This is a genomic window from Bacillus yapensis (assembly GCF_005280205.1).
Taxonomy (GTDB): domain Bacteria; phylum Bacillota; class Bacilli; order Bacillales; family Cytobacillaceae; genus Robertmurraya; species Robertmurraya yapensis.
Window position 1 is genome coordinate 154,087 of sequence record NZ_SUND01000006.1, and the last position, 25,349, is coordinate 179,435.

The 25,349-nt window shown below is 36.8% G+C and carries 29 protein-coding genes; 23 read left to right on the forward strand and 6 right to left on the reverse strand.

Features of this window, described 5'->3' with window-relative positions; translation table 11 throughout:
• Nucleotides 1-24: 24 nt before the first annotated feature.
• Entirely contained in the window at nt 25-1,002 is a 978-nt protein-coding gene (locus FAR12_RS09625) for a COX15/CtaA family protein (protein WP_126408483.1), read from the reverse strand.
• Nucleotides 1,003-1,644: 642 nt separating this feature from the next.
• Here FAR12_RS09625 and cyoE point away from each other — a divergent pair.
• The 11 genes from cyoE to ulaA all read left to right on the forward strand — a co-directional run bounded on the left by cyoE (nt 1,645) and on the right by ulaA (nt 12,835).
• Nucleotides 1,645-2,583, forward strand: coding sequence for a heme o synthase (gene cyoE, locus FAR12_RS09630; protein WP_126408484.1), 939 nt, complete (start codon nt 1,645-1,647; stop codon nt 2,581-2,583).
• 244 nt (nt 2,584-2,827) lie between these two features.
• Nucleotides 2,828-3,898, forward strand: a complete 1,071-nt coding sequence (gene coxB / locus FAR12_RS09635) for a cytochrome c oxidase subunit II (RefSeq protein ID WP_126408485.1) — start codon at nt 2,828-2,830, stop codon at nt 3,896-3,898.
• A 66-nt stretch (nt 3,899-3,964) separates the two neighbouring features.
• Entirely contained in the window at nt 3,965-5,833 is a 1,869-nt protein-coding gene (gene ctaD / locus FAR12_RS09640) for a cytochrome c oxidase subunit I (RefSeq protein WP_126408486.1), read from the forward strand.
• Nucleotides 5,833-6,462: a cytochrome (ubi)quinol oxidase subunit III gene (locus FAR12_RS09645; protein ID WP_126408487.1), complete on the forward strand. Its 630-nt coding sequence runs from the start codon at nt 5,833-5,835 to the stop codon at nt 6,460-6,462. Before ctaD ends, FAR12_RS09645 begins: the two co-directional genes overlap by 1 nt.
• Before the next feature lie 3 nt (nt 6,463-6,465).
• Nucleotides 6,466-6,798 (forward strand): cytochrome c oxidase subunit IVB, encoded by a 333-nt coding sequence (gene ctaF, locus FAR12_RS09650; RefSeq protein ID WP_126408488.1) that lies wholly within the window; start codon nt 6,466-6,468, stop codon nt 6,796-6,798.
• Nucleotides 6,799-6,885: 87 nt separating this feature from the next.
• Entirely contained in the window at nt 6,886-7,791 is a 906-nt protein-coding gene (gene ctaG / locus FAR12_RS09655) for a cytochrome c oxidase assembly factor CtaG (RefSeq protein WP_126408489.1), read from the forward strand.
• Nucleotides 7,792-8,008: 217 nt separating this feature from the next.
• A complete protein-coding gene (locus FAR12_RS09660; protein WP_126408490.1) occupies nt 8,009-8,476 on the forward strand; it encodes a DUF420 domain-containing protein in 468 nt (155 codons plus the stop codon).
• 229 nt (nt 8,477-8,705) lie between these two features.
• The gene (locus tag FAR12_RS09665) at nt 8,706-10,727 is read left to right on the forward strand and encodes a BglG family transcription antiterminator (RefSeq protein WP_126408491.1); all 2,022 of its coding nucleotides are present in this window, start codon (nt 8,706-8,708) and stop codon (nt 10,725-10,727) included.
• A 128-nt stretch (nt 10,728-10,855) separates the two neighbouring features.
• Nucleotides 10,856-11,293: a PTS sugar transporter subunit IIA gene (locus FAR12_RS09670; RefSeq protein ID WP_126408492.1), complete on the forward strand. Its 438-nt coding sequence runs from the start codon at nt 10,856-10,858 to the stop codon at nt 11,291-11,293.
• A gap of 2 nt (nt 11,294-11,295) precedes the next feature.
• The gene (locus tag FAR12_RS09675; RefSeq protein ID WP_126408493.1) at nt 11,296-11,568 is read left to right on the forward strand and encodes a PTS sugar transporter subunit IIB; all 273 of its coding nucleotides are present in this window, start codon (nt 11,296-11,298) and stop codon (nt 11,566-11,568) included.
• A 4-nt stretch (nt 11,569-11,572) separates the two neighbouring features.
• A complete protein-coding gene (gene ulaA, locus FAR12_RS09680) occupies nt 11,573-12,835 on the forward strand; it encodes a PTS ascorbate transporter subunit IIC (protein WP_126408494.1) in 1,263 nt (420 codons plus the stop codon).
• 217 nt (nt 12,836-13,052) lie between these two features.
• On the opposite strand, the gene FAR12_RS09685 is transcribed toward ulaA, so the two are convergent.
• Nucleotides 13,053-13,412, reverse strand: a complete 360-nt coding sequence (locus tag FAR12_RS09685) for a YugN family protein (protein WP_126408495.1) — start codon at nt 13,410-13,412, stop codon at nt 13,053-13,055.
• Between the two features lie 227 nt (nt 13,413-13,639).
• On the opposite strand from FAR12_RS09685, the gene FAR12_RS09690 reads away from it, so the two are divergent.
• Nucleotides 13,640-14,074, forward strand: a complete 435-nt coding sequence (locus FAR12_RS09690; RefSeq protein WP_126408496.1) for a CBS domain-containing protein — start codon at nt 13,640-13,642, stop codon at nt 14,072-14,074.
• Nucleotides 14,075-14,246: 172 nt separating this feature from the next.
• A complete protein-coding gene (locus FAR12_RS09695) occupies nt 14,247-15,269 on the forward strand; it encodes a CAP domain-containing protein (RefSeq protein WP_126408497.1) in 1,023 nt (340 codons plus the stop codon).
• A gap of 75 nt (nt 15,270-15,344) precedes the next feature.
• On the opposite strand, the gene FAR12_RS09700 is transcribed toward FAR12_RS09695, so the two are convergent.
• Both FAR12_RS09700 and FAR12_RS09705 read right to left on the reverse strand, forming a co-directional pair.
• Nucleotides 15,345-15,722, reverse strand: coding sequence for a hypothetical protein (locus tag FAR12_RS09700; protein ID WP_126408498.1), 378 nt, complete (start codon nt 15,720-15,722; stop codon nt 15,345-15,347).
• A 32-nt stretch (nt 15,723-15,754) separates the two neighbouring features.
• Nucleotides 15,755-16,255: a PaaI family thioesterase gene (locus FAR12_RS09705; RefSeq protein ID WP_246010362.1), complete on the reverse strand. Its 501-nt coding sequence runs from the start codon at nt 16,253-16,255 to the stop codon at nt 15,755-15,757.
• A 124-nt stretch (nt 16,256-16,379) separates the two neighbouring features.
• Here FAR12_RS09705 and FAR12_RS09710 point away from each other — a divergent pair, with 124 nt between their 5' ends.
• From FAR12_RS09710 to FAR12_RS09730, 5 genes are all read left to right on the forward strand, one after another.
• A complete protein-coding gene (locus tag FAR12_RS09710; RefSeq protein ID WP_126408499.1) occupies nt 16,380-16,787 on the forward strand; it encodes a YlbD family protein in 408 nt (135 codons plus the stop codon).
• A gap of 15 nt (nt 16,788-16,802) precedes the next feature.
• Complete coding sequence (locus FAR12_RS09715; protein ID WP_126408500.1) at nt 16,803-17,042, forward strand: YlbE-like family protein; 240 nt, start codon at nt 16,803-16,805, stop codon at nt 17,040-17,042.
• Between the two features lie 114 nt (nt 17,043-17,156).
• Nucleotides 17,157-17,567 carry a hypothetical protein gene (locus tag FAR12_RS09720; protein WP_126408501.1) on the forward strand — a complete coding sequence of 137 codons (411 nt, stop codon included), beginning with the start codon at nt 17,157-17,159 and terminating at the stop codon, nt 17,565-17,567.
• A 78-nt stretch (nt 17,568-17,645) separates the two neighbouring features.
• Nucleotides 17,646-18,089: a YlbF/YmcA family competence regulator gene (locus FAR12_RS09725; protein WP_126408502.1), complete on the forward strand. Its 444-nt coding sequence runs from the start codon at nt 17,646-17,648 to the stop codon at nt 18,087-18,089.
• A gap of 134 nt (nt 18,090-18,223) precedes the next feature.
• Complete coding sequence (locus FAR12_RS09730) at nt 18,224-18,499, forward strand: YlbG family protein (RefSeq protein ID WP_126408503.1); 276 nt, start codon at nt 18,224-18,226, stop codon at nt 18,497-18,499.
• 34 nt (nt 18,500-18,533) lie between these two features.
• Here the strand turns inward: FAR12_RS09730 and FAR12_RS09735 are convergent, their stop codons facing one another.
• Nucleotides 18,534-18,923, reverse strand: a complete 390-nt coding sequence (locus FAR12_RS09735; protein WP_126408504.1) for a DUF7147 family protein — start codon at nt 18,921-18,923, stop codon at nt 18,534-18,536.
• Nucleotides 18,924-19,067: 144 nt separating this feature from the next.
• On the opposite strand from FAR12_RS09735, the gene FAR12_RS09740 reads away from it, so the two are divergent.
• The 3 genes from FAR12_RS09740 (at nt 19,068) to coaD (ending at nt 22,011) form a co-directional block, all read left to right on the forward strand.
• Complete coding sequence (locus tag FAR12_RS09740) at nt 19,068-20,486, forward strand: stalk domain-containing protein (protein WP_170972157.1); 1,419 nt, start codon at nt 19,068-19,070, stop codon at nt 20,484-20,486.
• A gap of 416 nt (nt 20,487-20,902) precedes the next feature.
• A complete protein-coding gene (gene rsmD / locus FAR12_RS09745) occupies nt 20,903-21,469 on the forward strand; it encodes a 16S rRNA (guanine(966)-N(2))-methyltransferase RsmD (RefSeq protein ID WP_126408506.1) in 567 nt (188 codons plus the stop codon).
• A gap of 56 nt (nt 21,470-21,525) precedes the next feature.
• The gene (gene coaD / locus FAR12_RS09750) at nt 21,526-22,011 is read left to right on the forward strand and encodes a pantetheine-phosphate adenylyltransferase (RefSeq protein WP_126408507.1); all 486 of its coding nucleotides are present in this window, start codon (nt 21,526-21,528) and stop codon (nt 22,009-22,011) included.
• 21 nt (nt 22,012-22,032) lie between these two features.
• Here coaD and ylbJ read toward each other — a convergent pair whose 3' ends face one another.
• A complete protein-coding gene (ylbJ, locus tag FAR12_RS09755) occupies nt 22,033-23,250 on the reverse strand; it encodes a sporulation integral membrane protein YlbJ (RefSeq protein WP_126408508.1) in 1,218 nt (405 codons plus the stop codon).
• A 266-nt stretch (nt 23,251-23,516) separates the two neighbouring features.
• Between ylbJ and FAR12_RS09760 the strand changes: the two genes are divergently transcribed.
• Complete coding sequence (locus tag FAR12_RS09760; RefSeq protein ID WP_126408509.1) at nt 23,517-24,302, forward strand: patatin-like phospholipase family protein; 786 nt, start codon at nt 23,517-23,519, stop codon at nt 24,300-24,302.
• Nucleotides 24,303-25,331, forward strand: coding sequence for a SepM family pheromone-processing serine protease (locus FAR12_RS09765; protein WP_126408510.1), 1,029 nt, complete (start codon nt 24,303-24,305; stop codon nt 25,329-25,331).
• Nucleotides 25,332-25,349: the final 18 nt, after the last annotated feature.

The window sequence follows — 25,349 nt, forward strand, 5'->3', positions numbered from 1 at the left end:
TGCAGCAAATTGCTGCAACCTTTTTTAGTCCGTAGTTCGGACAGTTAATGGTGGGATATTAATCGGTTCTCCGACCGATTTTGATTGTTGAAGTAATAGTTCGTTCTTTCTGCTTCTTGAAGTTAATAGAATGAAATAGCTTAATACGCCAAACAAGCAAGAAACAAAGAAAGCATGGGCAAGTGCAATGTACAGATTTTGTAGGGAAAGTACAACTAATGCCCCGGCAATTACTTGTAATGATACAAGGATAAAGGATACAATCCAGCCCCAATAAACAACCTTTTGGTGTTTATAATGAACAATAGCTAAATATGTAATATAGCCAATCCAAATGAAAATAATGCCTGCTGCAAAACGATGCCCCATTTGAACCCATTCATGAAACGAAATAGGAATGTTTGGTTCTGCATTCACACACAATGGCCAATCCCGACATACTAGACTTGCGTTGACATGTCTAACCAATGCTCCTGTATAAACAACAATAAAGCTATAAATGGTGACCCCGATGATATGCTTACGCATTCTTCCATCTATCACAAGCTTTTCTGCTTCAAACTTTTTATCAACTTCAAAGATAAGTAAGGTTAAAAGCAATACTGCCGCAAACGAAATGAGTGAAATTCCAAAGTGAACAGCAAGCACAAAGTCCGATTGTCCCCAAAGAACTGCTGCTGCGCCAATTAGTCCTTGTAGAACTAAAAATGAAAATGACAATAACGCTAGAAATTTTGTTTCGCGTATATGTCCTATCGATTTCCATGCCCAAAAGGATAAAATCAGTACCATAAATCCTACAGTACCAGAAACAACACGATGAGCAAGCTCGATGACAAGCTCAAAGGTAATATTTGTGGGAATGAGTTCTCCGTTACACAGTGGCCAAGAACGACCGCAGCCCATTCCGGACTCGGTTTTCGTCACAAGAGCTCCGCCAATCAAGATGAACAACATCCCGATTGTTGTTAAGACGGCAAACCATTTAAGTGACCTCGTCAAAGTTATACACCTCTTATAAAAACTATGAATGTGATCTTTTGTACTAACTACATGTAAACAATATATCAAATTTTTAGGAAAATAACAGAAATTAATCTATTTTAGAGTCACTTTTTTGATAGTACACAAAATTTCAATGTTTTACAATGATTATTAAAATAAACAATGTGATTATAGTAAAAAGGTTGCAAAATAGATGAGAGTTTGCTAGAAATATAGAAGGGTAATTCGCTTTCAAATGACTTAAATGTACTGCAAAAAAGAGGAAAAAGCTGCTAAGAAGTTAGGCTTTTTCTTTTTCCTGTAGGAGATAGAAGGGGCGGGAATTTTGATTGTTTTTTTGTTATTGTAAGAAAATAACAGTAAGAATGAGCGAAAAGACCCGATGTTCACATTTTAGTCAAAAAAAATTCAAAAAATGTTCACAGAACAAGTAAAAATATGGTTTAATAAATTATAGGAAAACCTTAACAAAACATGAATAATTAGCAACATTAACACTATGTAGATAGTGAAAAAGTTATCCTTAAAAAGTTTGAATTGGCTTACCTCGTTTTTAAATACAAATATAGCAGTGTAGGTCATTATATCGTTCATGGTTGTGTATACATATGGTGTATTTGTAATTAGGGAGGAAGAATAATGAGTAATATGCGGGCTTTGGGTGAATCATCCGTAGATAGTGATGAAGAGAGCCTCGAAGCTATAAAACAGAAAACGAGTGTATGGAAGGATTTCTTAGCATTAATTAAGATTGGAATCGTCAATTCTAATATGATTACAACTTTTACTGGTTTGTGGCTGGCAATCCATTTTACGAATGCAGGTTTTCTCACCAATCTTGATATTGTTTTTTATACTTTGATTGGTTCTTCCTTTATTATTGCAGGTTCATGTGCCATCAATAATGTTTATGATCGAGATATTGATCCGTTAATGGAGAGAACGAAAAAACGACCAACGGTTACTGGTTCTGTAAACTCCACGAAAGCGCTAATTTTTGGATTAGGACTTGTCGTTATTGGAACAATATTTCTATTACTGACAACGTTTTCAGCGACATTGATTGGAATCATTGGTATTTTCAGTTATGTCGTTCTTTATACAATGTGGACAAAAAGAAAGTATGTTTCAAATACCTTAGTCGGAAGTATCTCAGGTGCGGTCCCACCACTAATTGGATGGGCTGCGATTGACCCGAACCTTGATATTATTGCTTGGAGTTTATTCCTTATTATGTTTGCGTGGCAACCTCCTCATTTTTACGCGCTTGCGATGAGAAGGGTGGAGGAATATAGAGCAGCGGGTGTACCGATGTTACCGGTCGTTAAAGGATTTGATACGACGAAGAAACATATACTTGTATGGATTGCGGTACTAATCCCAATACCATTTTTGTTGCTTTCGTTAGGTATACCTTTCTTGATACTAGCAACCATATTAAATATAGGCTGGCTCATTCTGGGCTTGTATGGATATCGTAAAAAAGATGATATCAAGTGGGCTAAAACGATGTTTGTATACTCACTACAATATATGACAATCATGTTTGTAGCTATGGTTATCGTCACGATTATTTAAAGATTACATATTCAATTCTGGGAAAATTTTTCTTTACGGTTAATGCGGTAAAGGGGATTTATCTATAAATTTTTAAATGAGGGTTAATTTCATAAAGTAGCCTTTAAAAGAAAAACGAAAAAAGTAATTTACAGAAATCATTTACAAATATCAATTAAAACCTCGTTTTTCAGCAATACACTTTATGAAGTTTTCTCATCTGAATTCTAATATTTTTCACATGAAAGAGGGGTATGTTTAAGCTATGAAAAAGCTAGCGAAATGGCGTCTGTTTTTACTATTAACCTTGATGGCGCTCATTCTTTCCGGTTGTGGCAAACCTTACTTATCTACCCTCCAGCCTGCTGGGGAGGTAGCGAAAAGTCAGTTTGATCTAATGGTTTTAAGTACAGTCATTATGGTCGGAGTTCTCATCATTGTAACGATTATTTTCCTAATTGTACTTTTCCGCTTCAAACGTAAGGATGATAGTATTCCGAAACAAGTAGAAGGCAGTCATAAATTAGAGATTATCTGGACTGTTATTCCAATTCTATTGCTTCTAGTTCTTGCTGTTCCAACTGTATTAGAAACTTTTAAGCTTGCAGATGTGTCAGCAATGGATAAGAAGGATGAAGAAGGTAATCCGGAAGCTCTTGTTATTAATGTTCGCGCTAATTTATATTGGTGGGAATTTGAGTATCCGAATGAAAAAATAGTAACGAGCCAAGAGCTTGTTGTTCCAACTGATCAAAAGGTTTATTTCAATTTAAAGTCTTCTGATGTGAAGCATTCCTTCTGGATTCCTGCAGTTGGTGGAAAGATGGATACGAACACAGATAATATCAATAAGTTCTGGTTAGAATTTGATTCTAAAGGTGCTGAAGCAGCTGGTGAATTATTCTATGGTAAGTGTGCGGAGCTATGTGGTCCTTCACATGCTTTGATGGATTTTAAAGTTAGAGCACTTCCAAGTGATGATTTTGACCAATGGGTAGCAACAATGCAAGGCATTGAAGAGCCTGTACAAGCAGATACTGCAAAAGCGCAAGAAGGACAAGAAATTTTCAACAACAGCTGTATTGGATGTCACGCTGTAACACCAGCAAATACGACTCCAGAAGCGGCTCGTCAAGCACCAAACTTAACAAACTTTGGTGACAGAGCTTATGTTGCTGGTATTTTAGAAAACAACGAAGATAACATTAAAAAATGGTTAACTGATCCTGAAACAGTAAAGCCTGCGAACAAAATGACAGATACTTATGGTGACTTAACACCAGAACAGATTGATGCATTAGCAGCTTATTTATCCGGATTAAAGGTACAAAAATAACATCATTGAATCATCATAAAATTAATTCTATTAATTGGGGATTAGTTTTCAAAGGGAGGTAAAATTGTGAGTACGAACGCTCAGAAAAAGGGGTTCGGCGCAACAGTTTGGGACTATTTAACAACAGTTGACCATAAGAAAATTGCCATTCTATACATGATTGCAGGTGGTTTCTTTTTCTTAGTTGGCGGTCTCGAAGCGATGTTTATCCGAATCCAGCTAGCAGTTCCAAATAACGATTTCGTTAGCGCTGGCTTATATAATGAAATCTTAACAATGCATGGTACTACAATGATTTTCTTGGCAGCGATGCCACTATTATTTGGTTTCATGAATGCCGTTATGCCTTTGCAAATTGGAGCACGTGACGTTGCGTTCCCGTTTGTAAACGCACTTGGTTTTTGGTTATTCTTCTTCGGGGGAATTTTCCTAAATCTTTCTTGGTTCCTTGGCGGAGCACCAGATGCTGGTTGGACTTCTTATGCATCGTTATCATTAGCATCGGAAGGTCACGGTATTGATTTCTATTTATTAGGACTACAGATATCGGGTGCTGGTACATTAATGGGGGGAATTAACTTCCTTGTAACAATCATTAATATGCGCGCTCCAGGAATGACTTATATGCGCATGCCGTTGTTCACTTGGACAACATTTGTCGCATCAGCGCTAATTTTATTTGCATTTCCAGCATTAACAGTTGGTATCTTCTTGTTAATGTTTGACCGATTATTTGGCTCAAACTTCTTTGTTACTGCAGCTGGTGGTAACACAGTTATTTGGGAGCATCTATTCTGGATTTTCGGACACCCAGAGGTTTATATCTTGATTTTGCCAGCATTTGGTATATTCTCAGAGATTATTCCAGTGTTCTCTAGAAAAAGACTATTCGGGTATTCTTCAATGGTCTTTGCAACAGTATTAATCGGTTTCTTAGGCTTCATGGTATGGGCTCACCATATGTTCACAGTTGGTCTTGGTCCAATTGCGAACGCAATTTTTGCTGTAGCAACGATGGCTATTGCGGTTCCAACAGGTATTAAAATCTTTAACTGGTTGTTTACAATGTGGGGAGGAAGCATTAAGTTTACAACTCCAATGCATTATGCTGTAGCATTTATTCCTTCATTCCTACTTGGTGGGGTAACAGGGGTTATGCTTGCGACAGCCGCAGCTGATTACCAGTACCATGATACTTATTTCGTTGTTGCGCATTTCCACTATGTAATTGTGGGTGGGGTAGTTTTCGCTGTCCTAGCAGGAACACAATTCTATTGGCCAAAAATGTTCGGAACAATGTTAAATGAAGTTTTAGGTAAAATTACGTTCTGGTTATTCTTTATTGGATTCCATTTAACGTTCTTTATCCAGCACTTCTTAGGATTATGGGGAATGCCTAGACGTGTCTTTACGTTCCTTGAAGGTCAAGGCTTCGAAACGGCGAACCTAGTAAGTACGATTGGCGCCTTCTTTATGGCGGCATCAGTCATTATATTACTTATCAACGTAATCATAACTAGTGTTAAAAATGAAAAGGTTGGCAACGATCCATGGGGCGATGGAAGAACCCTTGAGTGGTCTATCCCATCTCCACCACCATTCTATAACTTTAAGCAATTGCCTTTAGTTCGTGGCTTAGACCCACTTTGGATTGAAAAAATGGAAGGGAAAAAGGGCATGACTCCTGCTGAACCATTAGGAGATATTCATATGCCGAATAATTCCTTTATCCCATTTGTGATTTCGTTCGGACTGTTTGTTGCAGCATTTGGTGCAATGTACCGTTTAGATTATGCATGGGGCTTACCAGTATTAATTCTTGGTATGGCGATTACATTTGGTTCCATGTTCTTCCGCTCTGTCAAGGATGATCATGGATTCCACATCCATAAGGAAGAATTAACTGATGATAATGATAAGGGGGTTAAGGCATAATGCACGCTGAAGAAAAAATGACGCTTGAAAAATGGCCTGCTGCGCCTGAAAAGCAAACCCTTGAAGGAAAAAATAAATTCCTTGGATTTTGGCTATTCCTTGGAGGAGAGACTGTTTTATTCGCCTCCCTATTTGCCACTTATCTTGCTTTAAAAGATAAGGTACCAAGTCAAGAACATGCATTAGCAGAGGATCTGTTTGAAATTCCATTAGCTTTCTTGATGACGATGTTGCTACTAACTAGTTCATTAACAAGTGTTTATGCAATGTACCATATGAAAAACTTTGAATTTAAGAAAATGCAGCTATGGTTAGGGATCACTGTTTTACTTGGACTTGGATTCTTAGGCTGTGAAATTTATGAGTTCAATCATTATGTACATGAATATCACCATACATTTACAAGTAGTGCATTCGGTTCTGCCTTCTATACATTAGTTGGCTTCCACGGGGGCCACGTTGTTTTTGGTCTTTCATGGATTATCATCTTGATGGCACGTAATGCTAAGAGAGGATTAAGTCTTTACAATGCACCGAAGTTCTATTTAGCCAGTCTATACTGGCACTTCATTGACGTTGTATGGGTATTTATCTTCTCAGTTGTATATTTAATGGGAATGGTGGGGTAACTGATGGAGAACAATCAAACAAATACAGGTAACCCGAGCGTAGATATCGTATATCGCCGTAAAAGAAATGCAGAGGAAATGAGACATCAAGTCATCACTTTTGCCTTAATGATTTTCTTTACGATTGTAGCGTTCGTAGCTGTAGGTTCTGGTATGTCTGGATGGTTTACTGTTCCATTCATCCTTCTGCTCGCAGCTATTCAAGTAGTATTTCAACTATATTATTTCATGCATATGAGCCACAAAGGACATGAAGCTCCTGCGTTGTTCTTGTATTCAGGATTATTAGTAGGATTAATCACCATTTTAACTTTCTTAACGATTGTATGGTGGTAAGTTAAACTGAAAATCGGCTGTCTTAGGCCGATTTTCTTTTTTGTGTTATAATTTAGGCAGCATAGTAATTTAAGAGGTGATGGGTTAATGTTAACCTTGAATATGTTCGGATTTAGAGCGTTATGGAGTCCGTTTTTCTTTTTAGCGATTTTAATCGTTACCATCGGATTCTTTCTAATTACGGTCAAATACCGAGATAAATTTAAAGATACAGAGCCTTTAACAACAAAGCAGGGATTCTTTTTTATGACTGGGATGATTTTGTTGTACGCGATTAAAGGTTCACCTTTAGATTTAATGGGCCATTTAATGTTTTATGCACATATGATTCAAATGGCTGTTCTTTACTTAGTCATTCCTCCACTATTCATTGTTGGAATTCCGCAATGGATTTGGAAAAAGCTATTAAATCAACCTGTGTTGAAGAAAGTTTTTAAATTTTTTACAAAACCAATCATTGCCTTAATCCTTTTTAATGGAATGTTTTCTTTTTACCATATTCCGTTGATCTTTGATGTCATTAAGATAGACATGATGTTGCATGCTTCTTATACGGTACTACTATTCATAATGGCGATCTTTATGTGGTGGCCATTAATCAATCAAGTAGAAGGTGAACATAGGCTAAGTGGTGTGAAGAAGATTGGGTATATCTTTGCAGACGGGATCCTGTTGACACCGGCATGTGCGCTCATTATTTTTGCTGATGTGCCGATGTACGATACATTTTCTGATCCAAGTGCGTGGGCGAAAGCTTTAGAGTTATGTGTGTCTCCGACGATTCTGTCCACCTTAAGCCTAAGTGGTCCAGAGATGTTCAATTCGATGTCATTGGTCCATGATCAACAGCTTGGTGGGGTATTAATGAAAGTTCTTCAGGAAATCGTTTATGGAGTTGTTCTATTCCAAGTATTTTTTGAGTGGTATCGAAAAGAGCAGGAGGAAACAGAGGCCGAGAAACTGCATCGTTTAGATCCGCAACCGGTTGAATAAATCTTGATAATGGCACCTTAAATGGGTGCTTTTTTGATCGCTATAGCATAGATTATTCTATTTGTTTGTTAACTGGGTCACAGAATAGCAAGGTAAATGTGTCAGATTTAGAACAATTTTAAGGTTATTACTTGTGAGGATTGAAATAATGTTAATAGTTCACTAAAATTATAATTATGTACATACTTACTTTGAGGAATTGAGAGAGGACGACTATATGAATTTTTCATTACCAGTTTTACCAACAATCAGTACTACTTTCATTGTGTTAAGTGCTATAACTGTTGCAATCGGTTGGGCACAAATTAAGAAAGGGAAAAGAGACTCTCATCAAAAAACGATGGTTTTAGCAGCGATTTTTGCTATTATCTTTTTTCTCATTTATGCTTCAAGAACGATTTTTATTGGAAACACTGCATTCGGTGGACCAGATGATATAAAGATATACTACACGATCTTCTTGATTTTTCATATAACCCTTGCTACGGTTGGAGCGGTCCTGGGTATTATTTCTCTAGTTTCTGGTTATAAAAAGAATTTCGGCTTTCATCGGAAGCTAGGACCAATTACAAGCTATATTTGGTTCTTTACAGCGATTACGGGAGTAGCGGTTTATCTGTTACTTTATGTGTTTTATCATGGTGGAGAGACAACTTCTGTTATTAAAGCTATTTTAGGGCTATAAAATAAAAAAGAAGCATCGCAATTCGGTGCTTCCAGGCAGTAGTCAAAATCGGAAATTTTCGATTTTGACTACTGCCTTTTCTTTTAGAATACTGTGATAATATTGTTAACCAAGCCTTAACTATGAAAGTTCCGGATGAAATGGGCTGGAAAAATAGTGTATACTTAAAAAATGGAGTTTTTACTGAAATAACAGACAAGTAAATTAATTATTTGGAGAAGTTTATATAATGAATAAAGGAAAACCATCTTATACTTTTCAAGCAGAAACAATAGAGAAGTCGGTGTCTAACACCAATCAATCTGTTAAAAAACAAAACCAGAAAATCACTTTGAACAACCGGCAAGAAAAAATACTAGCATTGTTGCTAAACAATAATAAAAACGAAAATATAAAAATTAGTAAAATAGCAGAAACACTTCAATGTTCTGAAAAAACGGTAAGAAATGATTTTAAAACGATTGATGAATGGCTTGAAAATGATTATCAAGCAAAAATCATTCGAAAACCAAACATAGGAGCAAAGCTTGAAATTTCAAGCGATGAAAAAAAGAAATTACTCGATGACCATCAAAATCATCAAAACCGTCTAAATAAAACATATGAAAAGGAAAGAAAAGAAGAAATCCTATTCATGCTTTTAAGAGACAATAAAATTTTATCTCTTCAGGAGCTATGCGAACAATATTATGTAAGTAAGCAAGTTATCAAACAAGATTTACATGAAATTGGGCAATGGATAAAAACTTTTCACTTATCAATCGAGTCCAAACAAAAAATTGGCTTGAAAATAATTGGAAATGAAAAAAATAAGCGAGAAGCCCTGCTTCGAATACATCAATTTACACAAGAAAAAGACAAATTATCTTTCTTTGAAAAATGGTTTTCGAATTTTGAAATCACGAAAACAAAGCAACAATTAAAAAAAATAGAAAGTGAATTACATAAAACTTTTACAAATGAATCAATGGATAATTTAGTGTTGCATTTATTGATAATGGTAAAAAGAATTAAGGCGAAGCAAACGATTCAGTTATCGATAAATGAACAGACAAATTTAAAAAATAATAAAGAATACGTTGTTGTTCAAAACCATCTGAAAGAGCTAGAAAGATCATTTGTGATCAAATTTCCAGAAGAAGAAATCAGCTATTTTCTTCTACATATCATTAGTGCAAAAGAAAAAGGGAAACCCGATTTTGACAAAAACGTATTATCACCGAAAGTAATAACGCTGATTCAGGCGATGATTAAAAAAGTTTCCGAGCAAACCGGCATTCAACACGAAGTCGACCAAACACTAGTAGAAGGACTTATGATCCATATGAAGACGACGTATGAGCGACTCGAGTATCGTCTATATCATCGAAACCCACTTCTTGATGATATTAAAAGAATGTATTCGTACACGTTTGATACGATTTTTCACATTACAAAAGAAATGGAAAAAGAAATTGGGTTCATTCTCCCAGAAGATGAAATTGGTTATTTGGTTCTTCATTTTGAAGCATCAAAAGAGCGGATTCAAAAAGAAGACGGGAAACATAAAAAAGTTATTGTTGTTTGTTCGATGGGTATTGGCATGTCCCAGCTATTGACGACAAAATTGGAACGAAAATTTCATTCTCTTGATATTCTAAAATGTGTTTCGCTCGAGGAAATGGAAGAAGTCATAAAGGTAGAAAGACCTGATTTTATTATTAGCACAATAGCGCTAGAAGAGATTGATTATCCGTGTATTACGATATCTCCGCTTTTTCAAAAAGAAGAAGAGGAAAAGATAAAAAAGTTTATTGCCAATTTTAACGTAAAAGAAAATCAATTTCCGATTTTAAAAAAATTCCTACAAGAAGATTTGATTTTGATAAAAAAGGAAATGACAAATCAAGATGAAATTATGGAAGAATTAAGTCAACGATTGCAAGAAAAAGGGTATGTAAATACCGAATATCTAAAGGATGCAAAGGAACGAGAAATCCTAGCGTCAACAGCGATTGGGGCAGAAATTGCGATCCCGCATGGGCACCCGAAAAACGTGTTAAAACAGGGAGTGGCACTTGCTATTTTAAAACATCCTGTACTCTGGAAAAATCAACTTGTATCAATTGTCTGTATGCTTGCAATTAAAGATGCAAAAGATGAAAATATTAAAAAAATGTTTGAAGAAATCAACCTTTTAGGAGAGAATCGCAAAATCGTTGAAACCTGGAAGAATGCCAGTTCAAAAGAAGAATTCTATCAATCGATATAAATTAAAAAAGACGAATTTTACCGTAATATACGGTAATAATTCGTCTCTTTTTATGGAAAAAAATGCAGTAATATAAAAACATCGAGAGCATGATAAAACTTTCAAAGTACAGGGGGGGATTATAAAACATGTTTTTATCAAGGTTAACAAAAGAATTGGTGCAATTTGAAGAAAAGATAGATTCATGGGAGCAAGCCATTGAACTCGCATCGAACCCGTTGCTTGAAAATGGATCCATCAAAGAAAGTTATGTCAAAGCGATGATTGAAAATGTCAAAAACTTTGGACCTTATATTGTGTTAATGCCGCAAGTGGCAATGCCGCATGCCAGACCAGAGGATGGCGTTGAAAAAACTGGAATTAGCCTGCTTGTTGTAAAAGAAAAGGTATTATTTGAAACAGACAAATCGGCCAATCTCTTTTTGGTTCTCGCAGCAGAAGATGCAACAAACCATTTAACATTACTTCAAGAAATTTCTGATTTTTTATCAATCGAAGAAAACATTGAAACATTGTTAAATGCCACAAATTATGAAGAATTTTTAAATAATCTAAGGGGGAAATAAAAATGAAAATTTTAGCAGTATGTGGAAACGGACTTGGAACAAGCTTTATGCTTTCACTAAATGTCAACAAAGCATTAAAGGAATTAAATATTGATGGAGATTGCAAAAACATGGATTTAGCCAGTGCTAAAACAGAACAGGCCGATTATTACATCGGAAGTCCTGAAATTATGGATCAACTAAATGATGGAAAGAAGAAAACGATTCGTGTCGTTAATATGGTGAACTTAAATGAAATTAAAGATGCGTTAAAAGCGCATATTTTGGAGGGGTAGTAAGATGTTTGACTTAATTATGAAAGATATTCTCGGAACACCGGCGATTTTAGTTGGACTCTTCGCTTTTATCGGACTGCTTTTACAGAAAAAAGGCATTGCAGATGTTATTTCCGGTACACTGAAGACCATTATGGGCTTTATTATCCTTGGAGCAGGGGCAACTGTATTACAAGGGTCTTTAAATATATTTAGCCAAATGTTTGAAAAGGCGTTTCATATTGAAGGGGTTATCCCAAATAACGAAGCAATCGTAGCCCTTGCCCAAGATGCTTTTGGAGCAGAAACAGCGATGATTATGCTCTTTGGGATGCTTGTGAATATTTTACTCGCACGCTTTACAAAATTTAAATACATTTTCTTAACTGGTCACCATACGATGTTTATGGCATGTTTACTTGCAGCGGTATTATCGACATCTGGTTTAAGTGGTGCGATGCTTATTCTTGTCGGATCTGTGATTTTAGGACTTTTAATGGTGTTAATGCCAGCGCTTCTTCAACCGACAGTAAAAGAAATTACAGGTTCTGATGATATTGCAGTTGGTCATTTTGGTTCCATTGGTTACTTCGTAGCAGCAAAAGTAGGAAAATTAACTGGGAACAAACAACAAACAACTGAAGAAGTAAAGGTGCCAAAATCACTTGGATTCTTACGTGATTCATCTGTCGCACTTGCTCTTACGATGACGTTAATGTTCTTTGTGGTCGCTCTTGTGGTTGGACCAAACTTTATTGAAGAAGAATTAAGTGGTGGAACAAACTACTTAGTATTTTCTCTAACACAAGCCATCACGTTTGCCGGTGGTGTGTTCATTATCTTAGCTGGTGTAAGAATGCTCATTGCAGAAATTGTTCCTGCATTTAAAGGGGTCGCTGATAAAGTGGTTCCAAACGCAAAACCAGCGCTTGATTGTCCAATCGTTTTCCCGTTTGCACCAAATGCGGTTATTATCGGGTTTTTATCAAGCTTTGTAGCAGGACTAATTAGTATGTTGCTTCTACCAATTTTTGGACTTGCTGTAATTGTTCCAGGACTAGTACCTCATTTCTTTACAGGTGCTGCAGCAGGGGTATTTGGAAATGCAACAGGAGGTCGTAGAGGAGCTATCTTTGGAGCATTTGCAAACGGCCTTTTAATCAGCTTTTTACCAGCTCTTTTACTTCCAGTTCTCGGATCGCTTGGGTTCGAAGGAACGACATTTGGCGATGCAGACTTCGGTGTAGTTGGGTTAATTATCGGGTACATCATCAGTCTATTTAGCTAATAAAAAGATATTCCCAAATGAAAGATAGACAGGTAGGCTTCTTGGAGGGCATGAACTCGGTATTGTACCGGGCTCATGCTCTTTATTTTGCCCTTCCGCAATGATTGTATGTTTTTTTCGTGTGATTTTTGGCAAAAAGAAAAGCACCTCCCATTGTTAGATTTAAAGTTTCTAACATGGAGGTGCAATTCACAAATGTGCCGATTTTTTCTTATTATTAGTTTGAAAAAGTATCAATAACTGATTTTACTTCAGTTAAAATCTTTTCGCATTGACTTACTAATGTTTTTGGGAAACTCTCGCCTTCACCATATTCAACACCGTGTGGATAGTAGTGTTTGCCAAGTAGAGGAGTTAATAATTGAATAACTGCTTTATTTGCGCCTACATCACCTTCAACAGCATAGCCAAGGACGCGTAGGTAAAAAACGCCTTCTTTTAATTCGAATTTACGATCGTAGGATACTCTTTCATAATCCCATTGCTCTGCGCGAACCAATCCGTAATCAGCCATTACATCATCTAGTCGCTTTAAATCTGCTTTAATCTCTTCATATCCTAAATTTTCAAATTTCATCTTAATCCCTCCTAAAACAAATAGAACGTAAACGTAAGTATTATGTAAAATTTACTAAAATAATCTCAAATCTAATAATAGTTGAAAAGTGAAAAAGTTGCAATGACATCGTAAAAGAATTCAAAGTTCTTTCACTGTGGAAGAGGAAAAATTATTCACAAGTTAATTTCTGAAATCTTGGGAATGATAACTAGATGTATGAGCACTATTTTTCGGAGGGTGATAATATGGAAAAAATCAGGGATATCATGAGTGATGAGGTGGAGTGTTGTACATTGCTCGACAATGTGTATGAAGTGGCTGTGAAAATGAAGGAATGGAATGTAGGAGCAATTCCAATTGTAGACGGTGAAAAGCTTTTAGGGATGATTACGGACCGAGACCTTGTTGTTCGAGGGATAGCCGAAAAGAGACCGGGCTCGACAAAGGTCGAGAAAGTTATGAGTGATTCACTTATTACGGTTACACCAGAAACAAGCTCGGAGGAAGCGGCAGAATTAATGGCTAAGCATCAAATTAGAAGACTCCCTGTAGTTGAGGGAGACAAATTAGTAGGAATTGTGTCATTAGGAGATTTTGCAGTTCGAAAACTTACAGATAGCCAAGCTGGTGAAGCTTTATCGGAAATCTCTGAGAACGACTATGGCCACATGCAACATTAGAGGACACCATGTGTGTTCTCTTTTCTTTTGGAGAGAAATTTTAAATTACTAGTTGAAGTAATCATATTTCTCTATTACTCACATAGAATGATAGAAAGAATTACTAGAGTTAATTGTTTTGTAAAAGAGAGGAGGATACGTTCTGCGTGTACTTATTCGTATTTTTGTTGTAATGGCAGTAGTACTATCTATCGTATTTTATTTACATCTATACCTTTTAGAAGATTTTTTTCCAAAAGATGAAATTGTAGCTTCTCAAGTGAAAGCAACAACTGAAGTGGAGGAAAAGGAGCAAAACCAGATAGAACTTCCAACAGAGGGACTAGCCACGTTTATTGGTAAGGATGCAGCCTATGTTGAGGAACAATTAGGACAACCAGAAAGAATTGACCCTTCTGCATATGATTATGATTGGTGGATTTATAAAAAGGGATTGTCAGAGTACATTCAGGTTGGAATCGCCAATAACAAGGTAGTTACGCTTTATGCTATCGGTCAAGACGTAAATATTACCCCATTCAAGATTGGAGAAAAGGTCGAAAATCTCTATGCCAAAATACCAATAAAGTCTAATATCAACGTTGAAAACGAGGGGAGTTCGTACCGCTTTGAATTGACAGAAGAGGATATAAATACTCATCCCCTTGTGCAAATAGGTTCTTTTTATGTTCAGGTTTTTCTAGATAAATTTGATGGTACCGTTTCGAGTATTCGCTTTATGGATGCCGAAACGCTGATCAAACAGCAGCCCTATGAGCTTGTATACTTAGGAGAGCTTTTACAAGCAAGCCCAATTGATGCTGAAAAAGAAAAGGCAATTTCCACGGGGGCGAGCCAGCAAATATTTGACATCTCTAATTTGATGCGCGTGCGACATGATTTAAAACCTTTAGAATGGGATGAGAAAACTTCTGAGGTTGCCTTGGCACATAGTGTGGACATGTTTGAGAGTCAGGAGTTCTCACACACTTCTCAAAAAAATGGGGAGTTATCGGATCGACTCGAGGAAGGGGAAGTCTTTTATCAGTTGGCAGGAGAAAATATCGCTGCAAATTATACGGATGCACCAGCTGTGATGGAAGGTTGGCTGAATAGTAAGAGCCATAGGGAAACGCTCTTAAACGGTGAGTTTACCCACCTCGGTGTAGGGGTCTATCAGCTTCATTACACGCAAAATTTTATTCAAAAGTGGTAGGATGAGTGGACGAATTAATTTTCGTCCACTCAGGCTGTTGACAAACGTTTTCAATCAGCCTGAGAGAAACTGCTATCAATGATTTCTGACTTCGTCCACTATTTTTTCAATCCTATTAAAAAGAAAAACGTCTTCTTTCCAATTTCCAAATATCCGAATCGTATCTCCGATTTGATAGTGATAGACAGGTTGGACATTCTTATATAGTGGAATCATTCTTCTGACCCTCACGGACTTATGAACCGTTTGGACTACTAAATCGGTTACTAGAACGTAATAATGATAGTAAAAACGTTGTCGTTCCTCACGAATTTCTTTGATTACACCTACTACAATTGCTTCCTCCATTATATTTTCCAATTGCAGCCATTTTTCTTTTTGTTTATTCATTTCTTTTTTCGTTATCCAGAAGAAATATATACACAAAATTGGAATTACGATTGCGGTAACCATAGGAACACCTCGTATAAAAAATAGGCAGGTTATTATTTATTCTTTTTTAGAATGAAAAAAGTTCCTGATGCTTGAGCAATTTTTTGTCCATCTGACCGGAATACGTCAGCAGAAACCAACATCGTTTTTGTACCATGATGATCGATTCTTGCTCGACAAGTAATCGAGTCACCAATGCCAGGTGCAATATAGTGAATATTAAGCTGACTTGTGACAGCTGCAAATCCTTCTGGGAGAGCATTATGGACCATCGCACCCATACATGTATCGATCACGGTTGCAGTGATGCCTGCATGAAGGATATTTAATGGGTTATTCACAAGCGTATGAAGTGGGATTGTAATTTCAAAGAAGTTCTCTTTTAAACCGCCCTCCATATGAAGAAGACTATTGATATATGTATGCTGTTTATTATTTAAACCTTCGAGAACTTGTTGTAATACACTTAGATCCTCGTCTGAACCCTTTTCTAATATTTCCGTAAATAATTGCGTGATGTTCTCTTTCATATCCGTCACCTTTCTTCGTTTCATCTGTTTCCCTTAATCACAATTTTGTAGTCCTTATCATATCGTACCATAGGTGAATAATTCACATATAGAGTAAAGTTTGAATTGATTTACTTAGAAACAAGCCCTTTGTTAGAGGTGAAACAGTATGTCAAAGAAAACTCTCCATCCATCTGTACAGCAATTTAAAGAATTCGTTAAGAAAAATCCCAAAATAGTGTTGGAGGTAAGAAAAGGAAGAACCAACTGGCAAGATTTATTTGAAGAATGGTATTTACTAGGTGAAGACGATTCCCGTTGGGATGAATTTAAAGAAGGAAATGCAACAGCCTCTCCTACAAATGATGAAGGGAAAAAAGAATGGATGCAGCAAGTAATGGGAGCGGTAAAAAATATGGATACAAATCAGCTTCAGAACCATATTTCGAGCCTGAGCCAAGCTCTTGGGGCCATTCAAGGGTTAATATTGCAATTTCAGGGAAACCCTCAATCTAAAGTGTCTAGGGGAAATAAAGCAAATCAACCCCAACATCCGTTTCAATTTAGAAAGGATTAATAGGGGGTATTTAGCGTGAGAAGAGAGATAATGGAAGTAATTTCGGCAGACGCTGATTTAAAAAGATTTCTTCACGAACAGCCGATTTGGTACCGAAAGCTCGGAAGGAATCCAGGAGACTTACAATCATTTCAAATTGCGGCGTTACAGTATCATAGAAAAACAATCCCTGATCGTGTTGAAAAATTTTCAACAGGCGTACAGATGGCTTCAATGATGATGGGAATGTTTCAGGCGATGAATAGTCAAGCATAAGCAGCTTTCTCGTGTAGTTTGAGAAGGCTGCTTTTATATTCAAGGAAATAGAGTAAAAATAATGAAGATAGTTAACAATATGCTTAAATCCGGATCATGAACGGGGGACCCAAGATGAAGTATATATCTATTTTCTTTTTACTTTTAAATATAACAGGCTGTCAAAAGGAATTGCCTGAGCCGGAGGTTAAATTCCAAGTAGTACCAATGAGTACAATCAATACAGAACATGATCTACCTGTAGCGGTTGAACAAGGTCGAGAACCTTTTATGGTGCAGCATCATGTGAAAGGGGATAATGTATTTGTCGAATGCATGATTCCAAATATTTCTTTTCGAGAGGATAGTAAGAACAAGGGAAAAATCATTCTTATGATTGATGGAAAAAAGAGAGAGGAAATTCATACTGCTGCTTTTATCATCAAGGGCTTAGGAAGAGGCACCCATCAAATTTCACTAGAGGTTGTAACACCTAATAATGAACCGTATCATCTAAAAAAGGAATTCGCCGTTTCTGTTCAGTAATTTGCTGTTCAAAACTTGTAGTAAAACTTTCGCTTTTCCCTAGATTCATGTTAAAATAGGGTGCGGAGGTGAGCATACATGCTTGCTACTTTAGAGAGATTAGAAATTTTAGATCAGGCAGAGCAGCTTTCTAGTATGATTCTGCAATCTGATGTTGTTGAATATTACTTATCATGTTTAAATAAATTGCGCACTAGCAAAGAAACACAGCAAAAAATTAAAGCTTTTACGAAAGAAAAGGAGCTTTATGAAGAGGTTCAACGGTTTGGAAGATATCACCCTGATTATCAAAAAGTCATGAGAAATATCCGCGAATTAAAAAGGGATATGGATATGGATGACAATGTTGCTGAATTTAAAAGAGCAGAAAATGATTTACAGGCTCTATTGGATGAAGTCAGTGTGATTATTGGAAAATCTGTTTCAGAGAAAATAAAGGTACCAACTGGTAACCCATTCTTTGATAGTTCTTCTAGCTGCGGCGGCGGTTGTGGATCTGGTGGAAGCTGTGGTTGTTCGTAAAGGCTTAGGACACTCTCCTAAGTCTTTTTAATAGGCATAGGAAATCAGCCTTATTTAACCAGGGTAGATCATTGAATTAAATGGAATTGTTTGCTAGACTAATAAAAACAAATGTGTTCGAAGGGGAAAATAGTATGTTAGGGCAGCGCCAAGGGATCATTGTATGGCTGTATTCTTTAAAACAAGCCAAAATGTTAAGAAAGTTCGGAAATGTTCACTTTGTTTCCAAACGTTTAAAATACGTTGTCCTTTATTGTGATTTAGAGGACGTTGAATCACTCATGGAAAAAATTCAAAACTATTCGTTTGTCAAAAAAGTAGAGCCTTCGTTCAAGCCGTTTTTAAAAACAGAGTACGAGAATTCTAAACCAGATAAAGCGAAGGAATATGACTATAGAATGGGAATATAAAAGGCGGAGCGCTATGGCTTCGCCTTTTTGCTGTCTATTGTAGTGGTGGTATATAGTGGTTCATTCGTAAAATACCAATTAAGTATTGGAAAAATAATTCTTTTTCCGCAAACTGGGTCGAAGGTCTGACTTCAAACTGGATAATCTCTTTCCCAAGTTCTTGAGCCGCTTCACGAAAAAGATCAAAGCGTTTATTCGGTGTGACATTTGGATTTGGAACCCCTTCACGGCAAATATAGAGTGGCTGAAATTTCCCAGGATCGGTCGGCTTTAACACAACGACTAATGAAGTAACCTCTCGATTATTTACTGTGGTGTGATAGGCCATCATATGTACTAGTCTTTCTTTATTTGCTTTTGCTTGCTCAATTAATTCGTATATATCAGAATATCCTTCGCCTAATTCAATAAAACGTTGAATCAAAATTAGCCCTCCTCTTATTGCATCCAACAATACTTTATCATGCTTTTTCTTCTGTGGCTATGTTCACAAAATAATTAAAATATGTGTGACGAATTTCCTAACATCTGATATTGTTATCATAAGAAAGTAATAAGGAGTATGACTATGTGGAGAATTTCGTTCACATTATTAATAGTATTATGTTCTGTTATTGGAGGCATGCTTTTTTGGCAGTGGCACGTCTATTCTGACTATGATCAACCGAAGAACGAGTTGGAAAAAGCTGAGCAGGAATTGACGGTAGAATCCAAAGGGAATCAATTAATCATCACCCAACGGATTGAAGGTCTGAAATCGGGGAAGGAATATCGTATTAGTTTTCCAGAAGCTATTACAAGTTGGAGCTGCGAAAAGGCTGATGGAGAAATCTGTGAATCAGTTGATGAAAACCCTTCTTCTTTTGTAGCGGAAAATCATTCGCTAATCCTTCGCTATCAAATTGAATTAAAAGAGACAAACGCTTTTCTACTAAATGATTGGATGGGGCAGCTTCCAGATGTTGAAATCGCCCATTCGACAATTAAAGTGGTGGACTCTGCCAGAAGGGAAGGTTCATGGGTAGCTGGATTTCCTTTAAAGGGATTTAATAAACTAGAGCTGATTGATTATTATGTTTTTGCAGGGGAAGGAGCACGTGGCTCACTGTACTGGCAATCCGAACCTCTGACAAAAATAATGGATCAAAATGGACTGCAATTTTTTGCCCAGGAAAATAAGGATAAGCAAGACTATCCTTTTGAGAGCTTGAAGCAAATCCCTAATTTATCCGGTATATCCGTAATCTTTACTAGCCATTTTCAAGAAACAAATGGTATCGGCCTTATGGTCGCGAATCCTGATATAAAAAATGAACTACTCGAGCGAAAAATTGTTTATAACTATTTCTTGGGGAAGGCTCCTACACTACCTATAGAAGAGAGATGGCTCATTGATGCCTTAACCTCTTTGTTCTTAGCTCAACAAAGTAATGTTCCAAAAGGAAATGAACTTATTAGTGAGCTAAATAGTGTTTTAGCTAAAGAGGAAATTGTGAATTTCTTAAATGCTGTCATCAGAGAAGATAGTATTACGCCTGAGAAGCTCGATGAGTTAATAGAAACTATAAAAGAGAAACACACACACTTTTTCACCTTGAATAAGAATGAAGATACAAAGCTAGTTCCTCTTTATTTTAATGATGCACGTAAGGTAGTCCTACAAGAAAAAATTCAGGAAGATATTGAAGTATTGTTAGTAAATGATGAGAAGCTACTTCCTTTTATCGATACGATGTCAGCTTTAGGGTTTGAAGCTAAGGCTTTAGCGGATCAGGAAATGATTCTCTTAAACAAGGGCAATAATAATTATCGCTTCTATATAAGTCAAAATATCTTTCTATACAATGAAGCGGATTTCGGCTTATTAGAGAATCCGTTGCAAATGATTAATGGAACGGTTTATATAAAGGTTCATCTCTTACCAGAGATATTCAAAGCAAACATTGAAGAAACAGAGAATGAAATCAAGATCTCACTAGACTTCTAATAGGGGAGAGGGAGATTTTCAAACGAAGAAGCTTGTTGATTTTTGGCGGAAATCAACAAGCTTTTTGTGTATGTAAAAAGAAAACCCTGCAGAGATTTCTGCAGGGTCCTTCCATCTCCTTTATAAGGAAAGAAGGCAAAGGGAGAGGAGAAACCGGAGGAAGAACTTATGGGGAAACGTAAGTCTTCTCCGCGGTTGGCAACAACATCCTCGAATAGATGTTGTTAATAACATTATTTCCATAAAAGAATTGGTTATACATTATTAGGATCATTTTTTGAGCTTTCTTGAAGAAAGTCTAGACTAAGCAATGTTTCTAGGGGAACAAACGGCTTCGGCTTCTTTTATTGGCACTTTCTTTTAATTATGTTAGGATGGTAAGGAAGTTTACAATTTGATACGGGTGATTAGTTTCCATGAGAGTAGTTTCGGGTAAATATAAAGGAAAATCATTGAAGGCGGTGCCTGGCAACTCAACTAGACCAACAACAGATAAAGTAAAAGAAGCCCTCTTTAATATTATTGGGCCATACTTTGATGGTGGACTGTGTCTAGATTTATTTGCTGGAAGTGGTGGACTCGGAATCGAGGCGCTTAGCCGCGGTGTGGACAAGGTGCTTTTTATCGACCGAGATGGGAAAGCGATTCAAACCATTCATGATAATTTAAAGCAATGTCAGGCAGAAGAGCAGGCAGAGGTGTATCGAAATGATGCCAATCGTGCTCTAAAGGCCATAATTAAACGAGAACTGATTTTTGATTACATATTTCTTGACCCTCCATATGCAAAGCAACAGCTTAAAGAGATTATAGAAGTGATTGATAAAAACGGACTTCTGAATGAGCAAGGACTTATTGTTTGCGAGCATAGTACAGATGTGAAATTGCCAACTGCAATTCAAGGCCTTACACAAATCAAACAAGAAACATACGGTATTATTACGATTTCAATTTATGCAAAGAGCAGTTTGATGGAAAATTAAATGAATGGTTACACTAAACAAGTGCAAGAGGCCAGTTCTTAAAAGGGGGAGCACAGGTGGCAAGCATTGCAGTATGTCCAGGTAGCTTTGATCCAATTACCTATGGACATTTAGACATTATTACAAGGGGAGCAAAAGTATTCGATCAGGTATATGTATCGATACTAAATAATTCTTCTAAGAAACCATTATTTACGGTAGCGGAACGCGTGGAGCTTATTAAAGAAGTAACAAAAGACATTCCTAATGTGAAGGTCGATTCTTTCCAAGGGTTGCTTGTCGATTACGCCAAAAATATTGGAGCAAATGCCATTATTCGTGGTCTAAGAGCAGTATCTGACTTTGAATATGAAATGCAGCTTACATCCATGAATCGATTCTTGAATAACGAAATTGAAACCTTTTATATTATGACAAACAATCAATATTCATTTTTGAGTTCCAGCATTGTCAAAGAGGTCGCTCAATATAGAGGAAATATTTCTGAGCTAGTTCCTCCTAAGGTAGAAGAAGCGCTCCGAGCAAAGTTTGCGAAAAAATAATAAAAACGAGTACTAGTTGAACTAGTGCTCGTTTTTGTTTGTTTTTTTGGCGTAAATAAGGATATATACCATTAAGGACAAAATCGTTAGAAGCGGTCCTGTATCCTTCATCATTTCAAGAATTCCAACTGACTGTTCTTCAAAAAATGCTACCGGAATAGCATTTGTAGTTTCATTCGTGGTGTTGAATTTCTCGTAAACTGGTTTCCATAAAAGAAGGGTGTATAATCCAGCAAACATACTATGAAAAATCCGAGCAATAAAAAATGGTTTGAAGTTGATATCTGTTTGGGCTAAGATACTGGCAACCTGTGCTTGCACACTAAAACCACTAAACGCTAAAATCATGCTTGCAATAATCGCTTGATACATAAGAGTTGTATCCTGTACCTGGCTTGTTAATTTGTTTCCTAACGTTATTTCGAAAAGACCAGAGATTAATGGGATACTGAAAGCATCTGGTAACTGAATAAAACGCAAGAATACTTCGACGATGCTTGCAAGAAATTCGATAATATGTAAATTAGATAGGAGTTGATTGATGACCGAGAATAGAATGATAAAGCCACCGATCATGAGCAATGTTTGAATAGAAGACATTACGGAATCTCCAAGTAATTTACCAATCGGTCTATTATCCTTAATTCTTGTTTGATGGAGCTCTCGGAGCGCAGTCCTCAAGGAAAACAATTTTTTGCTCTTAGACTCTTTAGATTTACTATCGTCACGTCCGTAAAATCTCATGAATATTCCTACGGTTAAATTTCCAAGATAATGGGCTAAGGCTAGAATTACACCGAGTTTAGGATTGTTGAAAAATCCGACGGATACAGCCCCAAATATGAATAATGGGTTCGAACAGTTTGTAAACGTCACGAGTCTTTCAGCCTCAATTTTCGAAAGCTGCTCTTCTTGTCTCAATCTTGCCGTTAGCTTTGCTCCGGCAGGATAGCCGGATGCCATCCCCATTGCCCAAACGAATCCTCCCACTCCAGGAACACGAAAAAGAGGTCTCATTAACGGCTCCAACAATACTCCCACAAATTTCACAACGCCAAAACCGATTAGCATTTCAGAAACAATGAAAAACGGAAGCAAAGAGGGAAAGACGATTTTCCACCACATATCCAATCCTCGAATGGAGGCTCCAACAGATTCCTGTGGAAACGAGATTAAAGAAATGGCTAAGATGGTAACAGAAGTAGCGAGAATGATGGTTTTTAGTTTGGATTTTACCACTCAAGAATCCTCCCTCAAAGATTTGCTTACAGATGCTTAAAGTGCAACTTTTCAGAAACAATGCTAAAATAGAAATAAATTCAAGTAGAAAATATGGATAAATTACTTTATCGAAATAACAGTACTCGCGGTCTTGTCCTCATATAAATCAATATACTCATAGAAAAATAAAATAGACCATAAGAATAGATAAAAGTGGAGGAGCATTGTGCAAGAACTAAAGCTGAAGCTATTGATTCCTACAGCTTAAAAAGGAGGCGTCGTTTTTGCATTATCCTAAAATCGGTCTTGCTTTAGGCTCTGGGGGAGCACGTGGATTTGCCCATCTAGGTGTTTTAAAAACATTGTTGGATGCAGGTATTCCCGTCGATTTAATTGCTGGAAGCAGCATGGGAGCAATGGTTGGTTGTTTTTATGGGGCTGGGCTTGATATTGAAAGATTGTATAATTTATCTCGTGTATTTAAGAGAAAATACTATTTAGATTTTACAATTCCAAAAATGGGCTTTATCGCAGGAAATCGCGTTAAAGACCTTATTCGAATTTTTACACATGGAAGAAATCTTGAGCAGTTGGATATCCCTGTCCATGTTGTTGCAACTGATTTAATGACAGGTGATAAAATTGTTTTTAAGGATGGACCAATTGCAGATGCGGTGCGGGCCAGTATTTCGATACCAGGAATCTTTGTGCCTGAGAAGTATGAAGGAAAACTTTTAGTGGATGGTGGGGTCATCGACCGAGTTCCTGTTTCTGTTGTCAAAGAGATGGGGGCGGATCTTATTATTGCTGTAGATGTTTCCCGTGTTAAGCGTAACGCAGAAATCTCCTCTATTTACGACGTCATCATGCAAAGCTTGGATATTATGCAGATGGAACTTGCTGCAAATCGGGAGTTTGCATCTGACATTATGATAACTCCACCAGTTGAGATGTATAGTTCAAGGGCTTTTACGCAGATTGATGAAATCATCGCCATTGGAGAAGAGGAAGCGAAAAAACATATCGATACGATTAAAGGTTTAATTGAGCAGTGGAAGGAGCAGCACTAGATGAACAAGCGTTTTTATTTTCGATTTTTTTTCATATTATTGGTCTTATTTCTATTTTTTGCAACATTTTATAGTTTGCCATATTATGTATCGAAGCCAGGTATGGCGAAAGAACTGGAACCGATAATTGAGGTTGAAAATGGGTATGAAGAAGAAGGAAGCTTTATGCTCACAACAATTCGAATGGGAAAAGCAAATATTTATTCTTACTTATTGGCTAAAGTAAGTGACTATCAGGAAATTTATCCGTTAGATGCTGTTAGAGCGGAAGAGGAAACAGAAGAAGAATATAATGTGCGACAGCTTCATCTTATGGCTACATCAAAGCTTGCAGCAATTGAAGTAGCATATAAAAAAGCAGGAATACCGATTGATTACAAATTTAATGGTGTCTATGTGTTAAATGTGGTTGAGGGAATGCCAGCGGACGGTAAGCTCGTAGCAGGAGATCATATTTTTAAGATTGATGGAAAAGAATTTAAATCCTCAGAAGAATTTATCAATTATGTAAGTGATAAATCAGCGGGTGATGAAATTACGTTGACTTACAAGCGAGATGATAAAGAAGGGGAGGCTATTATTAAAGTAGAGCCATTTCCAGATGATAAAACACGTGTTGGTGTTGGCATTGGCTTAGTTGATGATAAGGAATTAATCGTCGATCCAAGTGTTGAAATTAATTCTGAAGAAATTGGTGGTCCTTCAGCTGGATTTATGTTCTCCCTCGAAATTTATAATCAACTTGTTGAAGAGGATTTAACTAGGGGTTATCAAATTGCCGGAACTGGAACAATTGAACCAGCTGGAATTATTGGTCGAATTGGTGGGATTGAGCAAAAAATTGTAGCTGCCGATAAGGCGGGTGCGGAAATTTTCTTTGCGCCAAACGAAGAGGGAGCGGCGGATTCCAACTATAAAGCTGCTATAAAAACAGCAAAAGATATTGGAACGAAAATGAAAATTGTTCCTGTTGATACATTTGATGAAGCAATCGATTATTTAGAAAATCTAGAACCAAAAAAGAAATAGATTTAAAAAGAGGAAAGG